An 18,369-nucleotide genomic window follows, 5' to 3' on the forward strand; every position below is an offset into this window, starting at 1 on the left:
TTTTTAATTAATATAAATTTCATTTCACTTTCTTGTACGGAGCTGAATATCAGGATACTTTTGTCTGGAATCAAAAGTTTCCCCATGACTAAACTTATACCGATTTTCATCGAGGGCAAAAAATGGGTCCAGCTTTCCCAGTTGACTGTGGACCAGGCCCATTCCCTTAAATCCTATCTTCCGGTGCTCTGTCTGAAGAAAATTTTCTTCCACGGGATAGAGTTGAGCGATTGCCTGGATTTTGATACGTACGAATATTGGTTCAAAAGCCAACAGATTCTAGGCCAGCGCCAAGCCTTGCTGGACTTTTAATCAGAGCTTAGTCGAGACCGAAGCTTTTTCGCTTTTCGGCAAAATAGGAGGCAAGCTGGGGATAGAATTCACTTTCGGCCTCAGGAATCCCGTCCAGCACCAGTTCAATGTTTCCTTCAAACGTATCTTGATTGACCTGCATGCCCTCGATCAGGTAAATCATATCCTCAAACGACAGCGGATCCCAAGTGCTGGAGGGATAGAGGAGGTATTCATTTCCATAAAAATCGATGACTTCAAATTGAATCTTCCCCTCCAAAAGATGAACGTAGATGCTGATTTGTTCTCCCCAGGTGCTTTCGGGATAGTGAAGTCGCACCAGCAAAGCAGAAGTGCTTTCACTGTTGAAATAAGATTTGGGCTGATAGTTGAAATCAAACATTCCTAAAATTACGTTTCCTAGTCTCTAATCCGGAAAGGAACAGGGACTTTTTATCTCCTCAGGTAAAAAGGGAATACCCCTCTCACTACAGGGTTTCGTTCATTGAAGGTGAAACCGCCGACTAGCCCGTTTTTTTTTCTGCAGGTGGAGAATACTTCCACAACTTTATTCCTCTGCATATTTTGATTCCTTTTTTCACATTGGATAATAAGGACTTTAAGGCTATTTTTGGGCTCGTTTTCAAAACGGCCGGATTTCCTCCGGGACTATTTCTTTGCTTTCAAACCCCTGATCATGAAAAGAGATTCGCTTGTTTTCGACCTTATCGCCAACGAAGAAGACAGACAGAAAAGAGGCATCGAGCTGATTGCCTCCGAAAACTTCACCAGTAAACAAGTGATGGAAGCTGCCGGCAGCGTCCTGACCAACAAATATGCGGAAGGTCTTCCCGGCAAGCGCTATTATGGCGGTTGCGAAGTAGTGGACGAAATCGAGCAAATCGCTATCGATCGGGCTAAAAAGCTATTTGGTGCAACTTGGGCCAACGTCCAGCCGCACTCCGGCGCGCAGGCAAATGCGGCCGTCATGCTGGCTTGTCTTAAGCCCGGTGACGCGATCTTGGGATTTGATCTTTCTCACGGTGGTCACTTGACACACGGCTCTCCGGTAAATTTCTCAGGAAAGCTATACCAGCCCCACTTCTACGGCGTAGAGGAAGAGACAGGGATGATCGACTTTGACAAGGTGGAAGAAACCGCTTTGGCAGTCATGCCGAAGATGATCATCTGTGGCGCTTCCGCCTATTCAAGGGATTGGGATTACGAGAGATTGCGAGAGATTGCCGACGAGGTAGGCGCTCTTTTGCTTGCGGATGTTTCGCATCCGGCGGGATTGATCGCCAGAGGATTGCTGAATGATCCGCTCGAGCATTGCCATATCGTGACCACGACCACGCATAAGACTTTGAGAGGCCCAAGAGGTGGTTTGATCATGATGAGAGAGGATTTCGACAACCCTTGGGGACTTACTACTCCAAAAGGAGAAATCAGAAAAATGTCTTCTCTGCTGGATATGGGGGTGTTCCCAGGAACGCAAGGCGGTCCCTTGGAGCACATCATCGCTGCCAAAGCCATCGCATTCGAAGAAGCACTTTCGGACGAATACATGGAATATGTCCTTCAGGTGAAAAACAATGCATCTGTAATGGCAGATGAGTTCGTAAGTCTGGGATACCAGATCATTTCTGGTGGTACTGACAATCACCTGATGCTGATCGACCTGAGAAATAAAGAATTGACTGGAAAACTTGCTGAGGAAACCCTCGGAAAAGTGGACATTACAATCAATAAAAATATGGTTCCTTTCGATACCAAGTCACCTTTTGTGACTTCCGGTATGCGAGTAGGTACTGCGGCAGTGACTACACGTGGATTGAATGAAGACGATATGCGAAAGATCGTTGCTATGATCGACCGAGCACTTGTCAACCATTCCAACGAAGCCGAGCTTGCCAAGATCAAGGCGGAAGTCAACAGCTGGATGGTTCAATTTCCTTTGTATTAATTATTGAATTCCCAAAGTGGCTCTAGACCAACATCAAGACGAAGAAGAGGAAGGAATGTCGTTTTTGGATCATTTGGAGGCTTTGCGCTTCCACTTGCTCCGTTCGATTGCAGCCATCTTGATTCTTTCCGTCCTCGCATTCATCGCTAAACCCATCGTATTCGGAGTGGTCATCTTAGGCCCCTCCAAAGTCGATTTCTTCACGTACAGAATGCTGTGCGAACTGAGTAACTATCTGGGCATAGCTGCGCTATGCATCGATGAACTCCCGTTCACGATTCAAAGCAGGCAGATGACTGGGCAGTTTACCATGCACATGACGTCCAGCTTTATGGTTGGATTTATCCTGGCTTTCCCATACGTTTTCTGGGAAGTCTGGAGGTTCATCAGCCCGGGACTGTACGACAAGGAAAAGAGTGCAGCCAATGGCGCGGTCTTTTTTGTCAGTCTGCTGTTTTTGACCGGAGCTGCTTTTGGATACTTCGTACTTTCCCCGCTTTCTATTAACTTTCTGGCAAACTACCAGCTGGATCCGACCATCCTGAATGAGTTTGACATCACGTCCTATGTGACCACACTGACGATGTTGGTGTTGGCATCGGCCATCATGTTCCAATTGCCGGTCGTGATCTATTTCCTTTCGATGTCTGGTCTGGTGACCTCCAAGATGCTAAAGGAATACAGGAAGCATTCGGTGGTAGTGATCTTGATACTTTCGGCGATCATTACTCCGCCGGATGTGATTAGCCAGCTCTTGATTGCGATGCCTATCTTGGTTCTGTATGAGATAGGTATAGGGATTGCCAAGCGTTTGGAAAAAAAGCGGTCGATCAAGAGGGCTGAGGAGGAAAACGAGCGTGGTTCGGATTACGCAGACTAACTGATAATATTATGGCTAAGAAAATCGCAATCGGCGGAGACCACGCCGGTTTTGAGTACAAAGGTCAATTGATTGAGAAGCTGACCAGCCTCGGCTATGAAGTGAAAGATTTCGGGCCATTTTCTACGGCTTCAGTTGACTATCCCGACTATGTACATCCACTATGTACTGCGATCGAAGCCGGCGAGTATGAGTTGGGCATCGTCATCTGCGGAAGCGGAAATGGGGTGGCGATCACGGCCAACAAGCACCAAGGAATTCGTGCGGCACTCTGCTGGAACGAAGACTTGGCAGCGCTGGCCCGTCAGCACAACAATGCCAATGTCATAGCGCTTCCTGCGCGCTTCATCTCTTACGAGCACGCGGAAAGGCTCTCCGAGATCTTCCTGACGACTCCTTTTGAAGGGGGAAGGCATCAGAACCGCGTTGATAAAATAGCTTGTAGCTAAGCGAATAGAAAATAAGGAAAGGCCTCGGAGATATATTTCGAGGCTTTTTTGTGTATAAATTTTTTCTCTCAGGTTCCCAAAGCAGTTGTTTCAGCTTTAACGATTGGGGTGGATTGAGCTATTTCAGGGATTTTTTGGGTAGTCCTTCGGCTTGTCTAGAGGGTACTAAGCATGCGGTCTTCGCAAAACTTCATACAATGACAAAACAGACCTTGCTGTGGAAGAGGATTTTCCCAGTAGTTTGCTGGTAAATTTTTGAGAACATGCAACCAAACAATTCGAGAAGAACATTCTTAAGACAGGGTGGGCTGGTGACTCTAGGCTTTATGGGCCTGTAGCAATTTGTACAACCAGAGGTCAAGGCCGGGACTTTGGCACTTGGCAAAGGGTATGGGGAACTGGTTCCCGATCCAGAAGGAATCTTAAATCTACCCAAAGGCTTTTCCTACAAGATCATTTCCCGATCGGGTCAAGTGATGAAAGACGGATTTTTGGTGCCCGGCAATCCTGATGGGATGGGAACTTTTCCGGGGAAAAACGGGAGAGTCATCATCGTCCGAAATCATGAACTAAGCGCAGACAGTTTCGAAAAGGGGCCTTTCGGAGAAGGAAACAAGCTTTACGAAAAAGTGGCTAAACAATCCCTCTACGACCAAGGCAAAGGAACCTTACCCGGATTGGGGGGCACGACTACTCTGGTGTATAACCCCGCGACGGGGGAGGTTGAAAATGAATTTCTGAGCCTCAGCGGTACCCTTCGAAACTGCGCAGGTGGGGTGACTCCTTGGGGTAGCTGGCTGACTTGTGAAGAAACTACGCTGAATGCGGGCGATCAAGGCGGCCAGTTAGAGCAGGATCACGGATATGTTTTTGAAGTTCCCGCTTCGGATACCATCCGGCTGGTCAAGGCTAGGGCAATCAAAGAAATGGGGAGATTTAACCACGAAGCGGTGGCAGTGGATCCTAAGACAAGCATTGTATATCTGACAGAAGATCGTGGAGATGGGCTTTTCTACCGATTCATACCGACTGTACCTGGCAAACTTCATAAGGGCGGCAAGCTCCAAGCCTTGGCCATCAAAGGCCAAAAGAGCCGAGACACGAGAAACTGGAAAGATCTGACTGGTGCAAAGTTTCCCATGAATCAGGGATTGACCGTCGAATGGCTTGATCTGGAGGAGGTCGATGCGCCTAAGGATGATCTTAGGCACCGAGGATTTGAGGCTGGAGCGGCGGTTTTCGCCCGTGGAGAAGGGATTTGGTTTGGTGAGGGTGAGCTGTACTTTGCCTGCACCAACGGAGGAGATATTTCAGCCGGACAGGTTTTCAAGTATACCCCAGGAGCTAAAGAAGGTCAGAAGGACGAGGCTAGTGCGCCGGGCAAGCTCGAGCTTTTCGCAGAGCCAAACGACCGTGAGATTCTCAAAAGCTGTGACAACCTCGCGATCGCTCCTTGGGGAGATCTGATCCTTTGCGAAGATGACAAGCATCCATTTGTCGTGGGTATCAGTCCGGCTGGTGAATATTACAAGCTGGCCGAGAATGTAGGTTTTGCATCTGAATTTGCAGGAGGGGTGTTTTCTCCGGATGGGGAAACGTACTTTGTGAATATCCAGGGAGCTGGATTGACTGTGGCAATCAAGGGCCCTTGGGCGAAGAAAGCCTGAGGAAGGGAGAACAGATAAATCAAAGATAGAGGTGACCCGTCCCCTCTTCTTTTACTATGGGGATAAAAATGAAACTTTTTTGCGCGGAGCGACATCCTCGCAGTATATCCAACTACTTCATGAGGCTCCCCTACTCTGGAGTTGATCGACTTTTTCAAGGACGACCGAATGGATTTTGAGCTTGGGGCCGAGTTGAAGTACAACAACTCAGGATACGTGATCCTCGGGTACATCATCGAACTCGTATCCGGGCAAAGCTATGCGGATTTTGTTCAGGAGCATATTTTCCAAAAATTCGGAATGAACGCTGCCCGAAACGGCAGCCATTTCCAAGTCATCCCCAATCAAGCCTATGGGTATCATCAAAAGGATGACTATGTAAATAGAAACTACGTCAGCCTCAGCCTCCCCGATTCCTCAGGTTCGCAGATGTCAAGTGTCAACGATCTCTTGATCCGGAACGAAGCACAGAAAAGTGACCGGCTTCTAAAACCAGGAACTAAGACCAGACTTTACCGCGATTATTCCCTAGATGATGGGGAAACGATCAAGTATGGATACGGCTGGCATATTGTCAAAATTGGAGACATTACGAGCCACGGACATGGAGGGAGTATATTTGGCTTTAAATCCATGGGAGTTTACCTGCCCAAGCGGGACATCAACGTGGTTGGATTGACCAATTGTGACTGTAATTCACCGACGGTACTTACGAGGCAGATTGCAGCGTTCGCGATGCAATACTAGATTTCGGTTCAACACGAATCTACAGTTTTGGACTTTGAAATTGGATCTCTTCCTGACTTTTATCATGATTTTACTGAATGCATCGCGTGAAATTATAGTGTAAATTTTGTGGATCAACGAGAATTCCCATGTATCCAAATCCAGCACCCTCATCTTCTGGTTCTAACCACGTGATTCACTATGCTTTACAACTGCTGGCACTGGCAATTTTGTTGGTTTGGTGCTTTAATATCCTAACGCCATTTTTGATTCCGTTGCTTTGGGGAGCTGTTTTCGCCTCTTCCTTTTTCCCGATTCATGAAAAACTGATCGGGAAGTATGGCTGGAAAAATAGCCTTTCGGCCACGTTTATTACCTTAATTGCGCTTTCAGTGCTGATTGTTCCGGCAGTTTTCTTCATGATTGCGGGAGCTGGTGAGATCAAAGAACTTGCTGAAGGCATTCGGGATGGAGATTTGAAGATTCCACCTCCAAATGAACAGATAAAATCCTGGCCATTGATTGGCGAGAGGGCGTTTGCGTTTTGGACAGAGGCATCTACCAATCTTACGCTGACGATTCAAGAGCACCAAGATCAGCTAAAACCGCTCCTTCTGAAGCTGGTGGCACTTCTCAAAAACACTGCGGGTGGGGTTTTGCTCCTTATGATTTCGATTATTATCAGCGGGATTATGCTGGCATATGAGAAAGAGGAGAGCGATTTTGCGAGAAAGTTTCTGGTAAAACTCGCCGGCAGAAAAGGAGAGGATATGGCTGGTGTAGCCAAGCAGACCGTCCAAAATGTAGTGAAGGGAATCCTTGGAGTAGCGGCTATTCAGACGACTTTTGTGGGAATCGGTCTGCTGGTCGCAGATATTCCTTTTGCAGGTCTTTGGATCATTCTTTCATTAATTTTGGCAATTGTCCAGATAGGGATTTTGCCCGTATCCATCGGCGTGATCATCTACATCTGGACTACCGGCGATTCGGTCACCGCGACGATTTTGACAATTTGGATGCTGGTCGTCGGGTTGATGGACAATGTACTTAAGCCGATTTTTTTGGGAAAAGGCGCTTCTGTACCGATGCTGGTAGTTTTCTTGGGAGCCATTGGCGGATTCATTTATTCCGGATTCATTGGTCTGTTTACCGGCGCGATAGTCCTGACCTTGGCTTATAAACTTGGCGAAGAATGGCTGAATTCTGGAACTCAACGAGAGGGCTAGGCTGTTTCGACCTCCCATCCGGATTTATTCAAAAGAAGTGACGGTAGCGCTTGCCTCTTTCGACAGATGCACATGATAATGCCCCAATAAGTTTTCGGCTTATCGGGGCATTTTATGAGCTTCCCGCGTTAGTCAGCTTTGCGGTGATGTTTGTGCAGAGATTTGATTTCTTCCAGCTCTTTTTGTAATTCCTCCATCGCTTCCTTTGCGGAAATTTTTCCAGAATCGATTGATTTTTTGATCTCCTCCTTGGTTAAGCCTTCTTTTTCAAGATCCTTAATGAGTTTCTTGATTTCCCTATCGAGTTTTTTATCGGTGATTTTTTCGCCGTTGATCACGAGCTCGTCACTGGAAGTGATTTCTATCGTGAAGCCATCCTTCTTTTTGGAAGCCTCTATGGTACAGGAGTTTAGGCAGTATATGACGAGGAATCCTATAGCAGGTACGAGAAATTTTTTCATCGAAAATAGTTTAGACAATCCAATTTAGAACTTGGGCAGGGTATAGAGGAAATTAGTACAGATTTTAAAGGCTTGCCTCACCCCTACTTACTTGGTCCGCCAGAATAATCGCGTTGTATAGGTTGGCGATCTTGCCTGTCTTGGAAATCTCTGTGAGTGACTTCGCCTCTTCATCCTCTCCACCTACAAAGACCTTGATCTGCGGAGCAATTCCCGACTGCATGATGATCTGTTTGACTTGAGCTGCAGTAAGCTTAGGGTAATAGGATCGGATCATAGCAGCCACACCGGCCACTGCGGGAGCTGCCATAGAAGTGCCTCCCTGAAATTCGTAGCTGTCGTTTGGCATGGTAGAAAAAATTTCGTCCCCGGGTGCGAAGATGTCGACGTTTTCTATTCCATAGTTTGAAAAAGATGCGATCATCTGAGGGTCAAAGCTTGATGTGAGGGCACCGACTATGAGAACATTGTCCACAAACTCCGGAATACTTTGGGACTTGTTGTCGTTGGGGAAGTTTTTGTTTTCAGGACTATCCAAGTCTAGTCCGTCATTGCCGGCGGCCTGTACAAATAGGACGTCCTTTAAAGCTGCGTATTCCAGTGCTTCGTAGACCCACTCTGCATTTGGGGAAAAGTCCTTGCCAAAACTTGCGTTGATTACTTTGGCGCCATTGTCCACGGCATAGCGGATGGCCAAGGCGACGTCTTTGTCATATTCATCGCCGTCCGGCACGGCTCGTAGACTCATGATGGAAACGTTTTTTGCGACTCCGTCAACTCCTTTTTTGTTTCCCCGCGTGCCAGCTATGATACCGGCGACATGGGTTCCGTGACTTTCGTCTTTTTCTCGAATGCCCGGATTTCCATTTCCATAGTTGGTATCTGTGATGTCGTAGGGGTTGTCTCCTACTGGCGTTCTTCCATCAAAGTTAACATTGAGATGGTAATCTAGTTGTCCCTGATAGTAGGTGATGCCTTCGTTCAAGTCCTTGAGCGCTGTCGGAATGTCCTGACCCATCCCCATCACCTGCATGAGCACGCCAACGATTTGCTCTTGTTGAGGGGTTTTTGGCTCATACTTTTCCAGATCTTCGAGGGAATAATATTCCTTGCCTAGCTCTTTTTGGATGTTTTCATGAGCCATACTTACAAATGCCTCTATCTGTTCGAGTTGCGGCAGACTTTCTTTAGCTTCAGGAAGAGCTTCTTCCAAACTTGCTTTGGCATCGTCTTGATATGTGGCGTCACCGATTTTTAAGCGAACGATCCGAGTAGATTCCTTTTGCTCATGGTACGATTCCCCAAGGAAATTATAGCCATGAATATCGTCGATGTAGCCGTTGCGGTCATTGTCAACTCCGTCTCCGGCTTTTTCACCTTTATTGATCCAAAGCACGTCTTTGATGTCTTCATGGTTGAGATCGATACCAGAATCGATGACCGCGACGATCACTTCTTGTCCTTTCTTGTTTTTCAAAAGTTCGGAATAGGCTCGGTCTACACTCATTCCAGGCACGGTATCCCTAGTCAAATCCAGATGACTCCAACGCATAGCTCCAGACTCCGAAAGTTCGGATACGCGAGGAGAAGTATTGGAATAGGAAATCGGTGGAGCGGTAATCACAGCTGAGGAGCTGCAACCCATGACCAGCAGCCCAAGGCTCAGGCTCGCCAGTGATTTAGGAAGGGATTTGATCATAGACCAAAAATAACGATCAACTCACGAGAAGCGGCTAAAAACGGATGTTAAAAATAGTAAAGTTGTTTAACGTCGATGACACGCTACATCGAGTCGGTCATTGCCGGGTGTTTCAGTTTTGGCTTGTCCAATGGTTTAGCCGTACCGATCGATATGTTTTTAATCGCGCTGTAATTACGTGGCCGAAACTGCCCTAAATGTGATGAATTCCTTGCAAAGAGGCTTGGCTCGGCTGATGGGATTTGGTCTGGAAGGGCAAATGTGCTTCCGTCTGATGCTGTTGTTTTCCCACAGCTTGTGAGGGCAAGCAATTAGCTTGGGAAGGTCAGGGTATCTGCCAGAGCTTTTATTGAATAATACTTAAGGACACAGCGGGCAAAAATAGTTTCGATCTCTAAAGGGAGATAGGTCTCCCCTACTCAGCTGCCAAGTCCCTACTAATGTATAAGCTCTTTACTCTCATTATTTGATTAGTTTATTTGGTAGAGCGATCGTAAAGGTCGTGCCCTCACCTTCTTTGCTCTCGACCTTCAACTCACCTCCGTGCGCCTTCACGATATCGTAGCTCAAGCTCAACCCAAGTCCGGTACCGGAGCCTGTTGGTTTGGTGGTAAAAAAGGGCTGGAAGATCTTGCCCCTGATAGCCTCGGGGATACCGGAGCCGTTGTCAGAGACAGATATCTGTACCATGTCACCGAGATGCTGGGTGGAGACGACGACCAAGGGATCTTGCTGAATTTCTAGTTTTGAATGCGAATTGCCGACTGCGGCAGGTGCAGTGCAGGCGTACAACGCATTGTTGATGATGTTCAGGAGCACTCGTCCAATGTCCTGTGGCACGGCGTCGATTATCGGTAGGTTGGGATCAAAGTCCGTTTTGATCCCGATCGCTGTTGAAGCGGGACTGGTACCTGCTTTTCCCAAAGTTGCGCTTTTCCCTTTTGAATGTCTGCCCGACACGAAAGCATGACAGGCAAGGCGTAGGTATTCGTCAGCTAAGACGTTGAGATTGGTGGGCACTTTCTCGCCGGTGTGCGTTCGACTATGTTCCAGCATGCCTTTGACAATCGCATCGGCCCGTTTGCCGTGGAGGTTTATTTTGGTTAGGTTTTCCTGGATAATCCTCAGATTGTCAGCGATGATCAAGTCATCTCTGTATTCTGGATCCTTGGCTCTTTCTTCCGCTATTTCCTTTACCAACTCTTCGCTGATTTCGGAAAAATTGTTTACAAAGTTGAGCGGATTTTTTATCTCATGCGCAATGCCAGCCGTGAGTTCTCCAAGGCTCGCCATCTTTTCGGATTGGATCAACTGGGCTTGGGCAGATTTCAGTTGCTCGTACGCGGATTCGGCATTTTCTCGTTGCGCATGGATTTCTTCCTTTTGCAGTTGGAGGAGGCGGTTTGCTTTTTGCTTGCTCAGGTTGTTTCGGAAAAGTGAAATGCTGATCAGAACAAACATTAACAATCCTCCTAAGGAGGCGAAAATGATTATCCGCTGGTTAAATACAGCGGCATTTTTTAATTCGGTATCCTTTTGGAGAAGTTCAATTTCAGCGACTTTTTTGTTTAATTCAAATTCGAATTGAAGCTGTTGAATCATTTGCGCAGTGCTGGTTTTTGAAATTTCTTCCCTGACGGACCTTGCGTTGATCACATTTTCGTAGGCTGCTTTATATTCCCCGACAAGGGCTTGTATCTCCGCTAGATTTAGGTAAACCGCCATCAGTTCGTCCTTGGCATCGATGTCGATTGCCAGCAGCTTCGCTCGTTCCAAGGTGACGATGGCACCTTGAAAATCCTTCTGACTTCGCTGGGTTTTTGCTAATCCGATCAGGCCTTGAGTCAGTTCAAATTTGGCATCCAAGCGCTCTGAGATTTCCAAGCCACGTCGGTGAAAGTCAAAGGCTTTTTGGAAATTGCCCAACACTCCGTTGATTTCCCCGAGCTGGGTGAGTGGAAATGTAGCGTCTATTGTGCCGTCACAAAGCTCCAAGGCAAATTGGTGGAAATAGATCGCCGAATCGTACTTGGATTCCAAAAAATACACCTCGCCGATGTTCATCGAGGCAGTCGCCATCCCTTGTTGCTCCTCAATGGCCTGAAATACGGCAAGGGATTTTTTGAAAAAGGACAGGGCATCGTTGATGGTTCTTCTGTCTTTGAGGTAAACCGTTCCAATATTATTGAAAGAGGTTCCGATTCTTAATTTGTTGTCGAGCTTTTCCGAAATCTGAAGGGACTCAAAATGAAGTTCCAGCGCTTTCGTATTGTTTCCCAACATATAGTAAATCGAACCCAGGTTACTCAGGATATTTGCTTCACCTGTTTTGTTGTCCGTCTCGCGGAAATACTTTAAGGCTTCTTGAAAGTTTAATATAGCTTCTTGGAAATCACCTTGCTGGGCATAGGCCCGGCCCTTGGCATTGTATGCATTTGCCAGCCCTGTTTTGAACTCTATTTTACTCGCCAACAAGATGGCTTGATCAAAGGACTCGATGGCTTGGTTGGCATCTGAGCCCAGGAATTCCAGACCCAAATCCAGATACTGGGAAACTTTCAGGCTATCGTCATGCTGTTGTTTAATGGCATTTAAGAGACTGTCGGTTCTTGGAGTTTGCGCCAAAATGACGCTAGGAAGCGTAAGAAAAAGGAATAGGAGTGCGCGTTTAAAAATATTCATCATCAGTTCATGAACCTGGTAAATCTTTGATGCTGTACCGATTCTTACCCAGGAATTTTTACCTTTTTCAAAAGCAGAAATTCCTCGAGAATGTGTAGGATTCGGTTTTAGTGATAGAGTCGGGTGCCAGAGTCAAATCGAACTTCAACTATGTAAGCCGACGGAACCTGTATAATCAACCCTAGACACATTGTCCTAAAACAGCAGCATGCGTTAAAGCTAAAAAGAATGGAAAGGATTTCCATTCTTTTTAGTGATTCATAGGTATTTAGTTTTTACTCTGATTTTTTGATTACTCGAACGGTTTTCAGACCATGTAAGGTACTGATATTGATCACATATACTCCAATTTGCATTTGGGAGAAATCCAACTCTAGACGGCGTTCGTTTTGGTGCCAGACTCCTTGCCAAGAAAGGACTCTTCCCAAAGCATCCGAAATCACTAGGGAGGACTCGTTTGGCATCTCGTCCACCAAGCCGCTAAGATTGAGATTCAGTTGATCTCGTACCGGATTGGGGTAGGCTTTTATTTCACTCGCGACTTCTCGTTCCTCAAGGCTGGAAGCTTCTCCGGACAGGATCATTTCGGTCAAGATTTCGCCCGAAGCGGTATTTACCCGTGCAGTTTGCAACCTGTTGGACAGTGGTCGAATTGCTATTGCCTGAGCCACCCAATGGTCACCCTTGGAAGCGATGGCACTTAAGTTTCCGGTTTTCCCTGCATCACTTTGGACGTAGTAGGACATCATATTTGAGGTCAAACCATGCTGGTGATTTGGTTGGTCATAGACTTCAGTCATCCCCACCGGCGGCGTCCAAGTTGAATTTTTCTTGTTAGAAAAGAAGGCCATCACCAAGGTATTGCAATCGGTGATCGTAAGTGAAGGTGCCGTCGCAATGACTGAAGGAGATCCGGACTTCCCGCTGATTGCAGCGATCGGCCCATCAGGATGATAAATGTCGGCGCCAGTCACTCGTGAAATTCCCATACTCCATTTCGAACTTTGACTGATACGAAACTTATAGTAATTCGGCTCAAAGCGGCTTTTCACCACCTTGTAATAGGTGGCCATCGCGACATGGTTGTCTTGGTTGACCCGCTGAATTAGCACCCAGTCTTTGTCCGGGGGGCTAATTGAACAGGATTTCCCTCTTTCGAACATGACTCCTACTATCAGCAAATCTCCGACTTCGACGTGGTCAGGCTTTTTGACGGTTGTTGAACTGTAATTGTGGCCTGCACCCGTGGAAGTCTCAAAGTCTCCCATTACCGGAGCTTCGTTGACGCATCCGAATACGGAAAGGCTTCCCAAAACGGAGTTTTCCAAATCTACAGTATAGTTGGCCGGAGGAAATAATGTTACATCCGGACGAATGCTATAGGTACCGATGCCGATGGTGCCGGTGACAGGAAAGACTGCTTTGCCCTGGACAAGTTCGTAGGTGATAGTTTCCACGATCGATGTTTGAGCTTCTTGCAGGGTGACTTCATTTTCCCCAAGTTCTCGGAATGTGGTACTGATTTTAAATCCTTCCAATTCAGTTGCGAATTCCGGTGCAGGATCGCCAAATCCGATCTCACTAGGAGTAGCGGTCGTCGTTGCGGTGAGTTTGGCGGGAGTGATAGTTAGGTCCGCTGGTAGATAACTGACTTCGAAATTCCTGGACTCAAAGACACCCGGGATGATAAAGTGTTGACCGACGTCTGTCCCTGTGACCATGTTGATCGAGAAGAATTCAAGGTTGAATTCATCGTCACTTTCGTCAGATTCTGCACCGAAGTCGTAGTATTTTCCGATCGCTGGATTTTCGCCCTGCTCAGCTAACTCCAGGTCTTTTTCACCAAATATCACCAGGGTATTGTCTTCTGTTTCTTCCTCACCACCATCGCTATTGATAATAGTTCTGGCATTGATGAGGGTTCGCCCGTTGATCATCGTCCGTGCATTGATCAGGGTTCGTCCGTTGATGAGGGTTCTCCCATTGATCATCGTCCGCGCATTGATCATGGTTCGGGCGTTGATCATCGTTCGCCCATTGATATTTACTGATTTGAGTACTTGGTTTTCGGGACTATCCAGGTATTCCAGGAAGGAGGCTGCCGGGACATCGAATGCGGAATTGATCAGTGGTCTGCCGTTGATGAGCGTCCTCCCATTGATGATTGTGCGCCCATTGATCATGGTACGTCCACTGACCATAAAGCTCTTGTTGTTAAAGCTCGCTTTGTTGATCAACGTACGACCATTAAAAATACCCAAAGGCAGCCTGTTGTCTCCCGGTTGTTGAGCTAATGCCAAGTCATTGGAATATTGTGTGAGAATAGCGTCTTTCAAACCCTGAACGTCCACAATCTTGACGGCTTCGGTAGTTTCTATCAGTTCCGGAGTTATGATTACTTCGAAAGTCAATGCATCGCTGATGGATTCGCCATACTCTAAAGCAGACTCATTGACTAGATCTTTTGGCTTCAGGGTAATAGGCAGTGGTGCAACTGTGATGTTGCCGGGGCCATAATTTCCGAAAGCGTCATTTGTACCATCGTACAGCAGACTTCCATCTGGCTGTATGACACCTACATAATTGAAAAAATCTGAATAGGCAAAACTGGTTGGCAGGTGCGAAGCGGTGATGATATAAGTACCGACCTCGGCTTGGTCACTGGTGATGGAACTGGATAGCGTAAGCGGTACGAGGGAATTGTCGAGGTTTCCGGGATCTAGAGTCAGCCCAACGTCTTCAAGTGTCAGAATACTCAGCACCCAATTGTTGTCAACTCTTTCATAAACGCTGGCTGTGAAAGGGTCTACAACCTGGGCGTACTTTTTGGCCAGATCGTTCGCACGGATAGCGACGGTTTTCTTAATAGGCTCAAAGAAAAATACCGGATCCGCGATCCCACCGTCCAGTTCACTGTCCGAAACGGCATTGTTGACCACAGTGATGCTTGGGTTTCCGACAAACGGGGGAACGGTAACTTCCAGATAGCCGAAGCCCATATCGTCAACTTCGAAGGTTGAATTCAACAGTTCTTCTCGTAAGTAGACATTCGACCCCTCATATAAATTGGTTCCTGTGACGATGAGCTTAAACTCAAGCTCTCCGAGGTTTTCACCGGCGTCATAGACTAGCGCAATGTTGTCAGGATTTGGGGCAGCGAGCGAAAGTAATGCCCTGTCAGCCCGAACCATTCCTGACCCGGAATGGGTGTCGTAACCGGATTCATGCATGTCTTGCGCCGTCTCCTTCAGTAAACGACGAATGTCTGCTGGCAAACTCACGCCAGGTTCTCCCAGCCAACCCTCAGGATTTGACGCTGGATAATACTTGAGACGGGCCTGTTTGACCAATGCGGCAACGGCGGCGGCGTGGGGTGCCGCAGCAGATGTGCCATAGAAATTTGGAAGATCATCCCCTTCCAAATCGGGAGCACCAAGGTTGATTGCAGTATTTCCCCCGTTTGGAGCGGTAAAATCCGGCTTGGCGCGAACCTCTCCGTTGGTCATCGTTCCACCTCTGGAAGAGAAAGTGGCGACAGTGAATGGAGCGGTGCCGCTAGGAACAAGTGTCGGATCAAATCCAAAAACCGACGTGTTGGCATAGAGTACTGCACCGACCGTCATGGCGCCTGTTGCATTGGCATGCCCCACAATCGTGGATGCGTTTATTCCATTTAGATCGTTCGGATCAAGTTCTCCCCTGAAAACAACATACTTGAACTTGATGCCTGTGTTAGAGTCCAAGTCGGAGCAACTTTCACATTCCCTGGCTATCAAAAGATCCACGGTGGTCTCCTCAGTGACGGTAAATGAAAGTATCTCAACTGGGTCACCGTTTATGTTATTTCGGTTGAAACCATATAGAGGGGCGCCGAAGTCTTTGAGATAAATGTCCAGATCATACTGGCTACCGGTCTGGTCTATGGAATAGAGCGGGTCGTCCCACTGAAGGGCAATCATGTAGACCGCAGGGCCATTTTGTCCAGGAAAAACTTTAATGGATTGTGTAGAACTGCCATTGTTAAACCGATGCACTCGGCCACGTTCTGTCCATTGATTGCTTTTCAGCGGCAAGTTAACGGACGGATCATCAAGCGGTGTAAATATGCCTTCAAATGATTTGGATCCAAAATTTCCAGCTGAAGTGAAATAGGAAACACCGTTTGCGGCAACCTCATTCACAGCCTTTGCGACTTTTCCATCACTATAGAATGGTTCGGTGACGTAGGTGATATCATCCACGATAATGTCACTCCCCTCTTCGGCTAAGTCGCGGATTCCTTGGGCGAAATCTCCTGCCGTCAGCACGCCAGTCCGGAAACCAAGCTCGGCACCAGGGGCTACGTCGTGTATGAGCTGTAGCATCGCGCGACCTTCGTCTGTTCCAGTTCCAAATCGACTAGGAAGGTCTCTTAAAAAATACAGACTCTCGGGCAAGTCGCCATTGGCGATATCGGTAGCCAACGTATTGGCACCGGCATCGGAACGTGTGGCATAGCTATCGGATATGACGCCGATTTTAATTCCCGTCCCATCAATAGGCTGGTCGCCTTCAAAATGAGAATAGCCGGCTCTAACCAAGTTGGAACGCAGGACACGGTCCCCTTGCGAGGTAGCTATGCCTTTGTTAGCAACGGGAGGGATTGCCGGACGCACATAGTTTATAGCATCCCAATACTGATTTAGCTGCATCAGCTTATCTATGGGAATAAAACCGGCAAGTATCAGTGAATTCGGGTCTTGTTTTAGCTCTTCCTCGTTCGGAGTTACAAAACCTAAACCTTCCAAAATTGCTTTTGCTTCTGCAAACCTATTTTTGACGTAGATCACTTCGATCAGTACTTCATTTCCGACTACATAGAAGATTTCATTGGTTTCTACCGTTTGACCGCGATCAAAAATCTCACTAAGAGCCGTTAATTCGGCGCCGATGATTTCATATATTTTGCCCTGAGAGCAGATACCAAAAATCTGACGGTCATTCACCGTCACGGTGAATGTGGCGGTGGTGGGGCAAGTACCGGTAGTGGATACCTCGATCACATCTCCGTTAGTCACCAAAATGGACTCTGGGCTATCGATCGTCACACCTCCACGCCTAAAAATCAAGTCTTCAGAACTTGCACTGACAAAATCAAACAAGTTCCCGATTGAAGAGGTCCCGCCATTCTCAGTGCTGCAAAGTACAGCTTCAACGACCGATAGCGTAGGAGGTGGGGTGACGGTGACGTTGAGGCTACACTGAGTTGGAGCACAAGCTCCTTGATTATCAATTTCTACAGACACAGTTCCGGAGCTCGACCAAGCTACGAGGATGGTATTGGTGCCTTGTCCGGAAGTTATCTCACCCTCACCACTCGCAATTGTCCAACGGTAATTTGAGGCTACAGTCGACACCGAATAGGCTGTTTCAGATCCGGCACAAACTTCTGTTTCTCCCGCTATCGCGCAATCTGTGACTTGATCAACGGCGTCAGAAGCGGTCTTCACATCACACTCATGCCATCCGACAAATTTGCCATCCAGGGAAACCACTCGAGTGTTGTAAGGAGATCCACTGGCACCTGACGCTGCGTTGCCTTCACCCCAATCTTTTGCACTTGCGATGTGCCCTCCCCAAGCAAGGACAACGGTACTGGTAGACCACCAATTGCCGTTGACAGTAAAAGATATCCTTAATTTAGTGACTGCGCTGGTAGAGGAAATATTGCCCTGCTGGACATATTTTATTTCACTTATAGTGCCGCCATAAATGGCGATTTTCCTTTCGGCATCGGTCAGTTGATTGAAGCTGCCGCTTGGCTGAGGTAGTCCATTTGGTTTTGGTATGGTTCCAAAACTTGGTTTGCCAGAAGCTGGAATTACCTCCTCACAAATTCTGTCGAAACTCGTGATGTAATCAATGGCACTTTTGTTTCCGCTTCGGGTGTCCCATTCGATCTCGACCGTGTGCTTTCCGGTCCGCAAATTTGAAATAGTCAGGCGATAGGGGATGGATTGCCCTTCCAGAAAATGACTGTTGAATGAGTTGGAGTTTCCCGTCGTCCATTTTACAGGGCTTGTTGGGCTTTTGTCGATCCCGCCGTTTTGACCTTGTTGCAATTTAACTGTCGGTGGTTTCACAGTAGTTGCGTAAGAATAATTTGTGGCAAATAGCAGAATAATCAGCAGCTTGTTGCCTAGTAGTAAGAGCGTGCGCATTTGAATTCTATTTAAGGTTGGGTGGCAGAAATAAATAAAAAAGTGATCAGGTTTTGAGAAAACACAGAACCCAATTGGAAGCGCTATCAGCTCATTGAAATGCACATTATTTTACACTAAAG

The 18,369-nt window shown here is 47.2% G+C and carries 12 protein-coding genes; 7 read left to right on the forward strand and 5 right to left on the reverse strand.

Translation table 11 applies throughout. The features are described from left to right. The first annotated feature begins 84 nt into the window (after window positions 1-84). The gene (locus ABD031_RS02560) at window positions 85-312 is read left to right on the forward strand and encodes a hypothetical protein (protein WP_343848231.1); all 228 of its coding nucleotides are present in this window, start codon (window positions 85-87) and stop codon (window positions 310-312) included. Window positions 313-319: 7 nt separating this feature from the next. Here ABD031_RS02560 and ABD031_RS02565 read toward each other — a convergent pair whose 3' ends face one another. After that, window positions 320-694 carry a UDP-glucuronosyltransferase gene (locus tag ABD031_RS02565; protein ID WP_343848232.1) on the reverse strand — a complete coding sequence of 125 codons (375 nt, stop codon included), beginning with the start codon at window positions 692-694 and terminating at the stop codon, window positions 320-322. A 294-nt stretch (window positions 695-988) separates the two neighbouring features. Here ABD031_RS02565 and glyA point away from each other — a divergent pair, with 294 nt between their 5' ends. The 6 genes from glyA to ABD031_RS02595 all read left to right on the forward strand — a co-directional run bounded on the left by glyA (window position 989) and on the right by ABD031_RS02595 (window position 7,205). Next, a complete protein-coding gene (gene glyA / locus ABD031_RS02570) occupies window positions 989-2,257 on the forward strand; it encodes a serine hydroxymethyltransferase (RefSeq protein WP_343848233.1) in 1,269 nt (422 codons plus the stop codon). Between the two features lie 16 nt (window positions 2,258-2,273). Continuing rightward, window positions 2,274-3,137 carry a twin-arginine translocase subunit TatC gene (gene tatC / locus ABD031_RS02575; protein ID WP_343848234.1) on the forward strand — a complete coding sequence of 288 codons (864 nt, stop codon included), beginning with the start codon at window positions 2,274-2,276 and terminating at the stop codon, window positions 3,135-3,137. An 11-nt stretch (window positions 3,138-3,148) separates the two neighbouring features. Beyond that, a complete protein-coding gene (gene rpiB, locus ABD031_RS02580; RefSeq protein WP_343848235.1) occupies window positions 3,149-3,586 on the forward strand; it encodes a ribose 5-phosphate isomerase B in 438 nt (145 codons plus the stop codon). A gap of 371 nt (window positions 3,587-3,957) precedes the next feature. After that, complete coding sequence (locus ABD031_RS02585; RefSeq protein ID WP_343848236.1) at window positions 3,958-5,253, forward strand: alkaline phosphatase PhoX; 1,296 nt, start codon at window positions 3,958-3,960, stop codon at window positions 5,251-5,253. A gap of 141 nt (window positions 5,254-5,394) precedes the next feature. Further along, entirely contained in the window at window positions 5,395-6,000 is a 606-nt protein-coding gene (locus ABD031_RS02590; protein WP_343848237.1) for a serine hydrolase domain-containing protein, read from the forward strand. 128 nt (window positions 6,001-6,128) lie between these two features. Continuing rightward, window positions 6,129-7,205, forward strand: coding sequence for an AI-2E family transporter (locus ABD031_RS02595; protein WP_343848238.1), 1,077 nt, complete (start codon window positions 6,129-6,131; stop codon window positions 7,203-7,205). 128 nt (window positions 7,206-7,333) lie between these two features. Here ABD031_RS02595 and ABD031_RS02600 read toward each other — a convergent pair whose 3' ends face one another. The 4 genes from ABD031_RS02600 to ABD031_RS02615 all read right to left on the reverse strand — a co-directional run bounded on the left by ABD031_RS02600 (window position 7,334) and on the right by ABD031_RS02615 (window position 18,247). Beyond that, a complete protein-coding gene (locus ABD031_RS02600; protein WP_343848239.1) occupies window positions 7,334-7,666 on the reverse strand; it encodes a hypothetical protein in 333 nt (110 codons plus the stop codon). A gap of 64 nt (window positions 7,667-7,730) precedes the next feature. Continuing rightward, window positions 7,731-9,365: a S8 family peptidase gene (locus ABD031_RS02605; RefSeq protein WP_343848240.1), complete on the reverse strand. Its 1,635-nt coding sequence runs from the start codon at window positions 9,363-9,365 to the stop codon at window positions 7,731-7,733. Between the two features lie 462 nt (window positions 9,366-9,827). Then, window positions 9,828-12,047, reverse strand: a complete 2,220-nt coding sequence (locus ABD031_RS02610; protein WP_425542707.1) for a tetratricopeptide repeat-containing sensor histidine kinase — start codon at window positions 12,045-12,047, stop codon at window positions 9,828-9,830. A 275-nt stretch (window positions 12,048-12,322) separates the two neighbouring features. Next, window positions 12,323-18,247, reverse strand: coding sequence for a S8 family serine peptidase (locus ABD031_RS02615; RefSeq protein ID WP_343848242.1), 5,925 nt, complete (start codon window positions 18,245-18,247; stop codon window positions 12,323-12,325). Between the last annotated feature and the right edge of the window lie 122 nt (window positions 18,248-18,369).

It is taken from the genome of Algoriphagus jejuensis (assembly GCF_039523455.1).
GTDB classification, from domain to species: Bacteria; Bacteroidota; Bacteroidia; order Cytophagales; family Cyclobacteriaceae; genus Algoriphagus; species Algoriphagus jejuensis.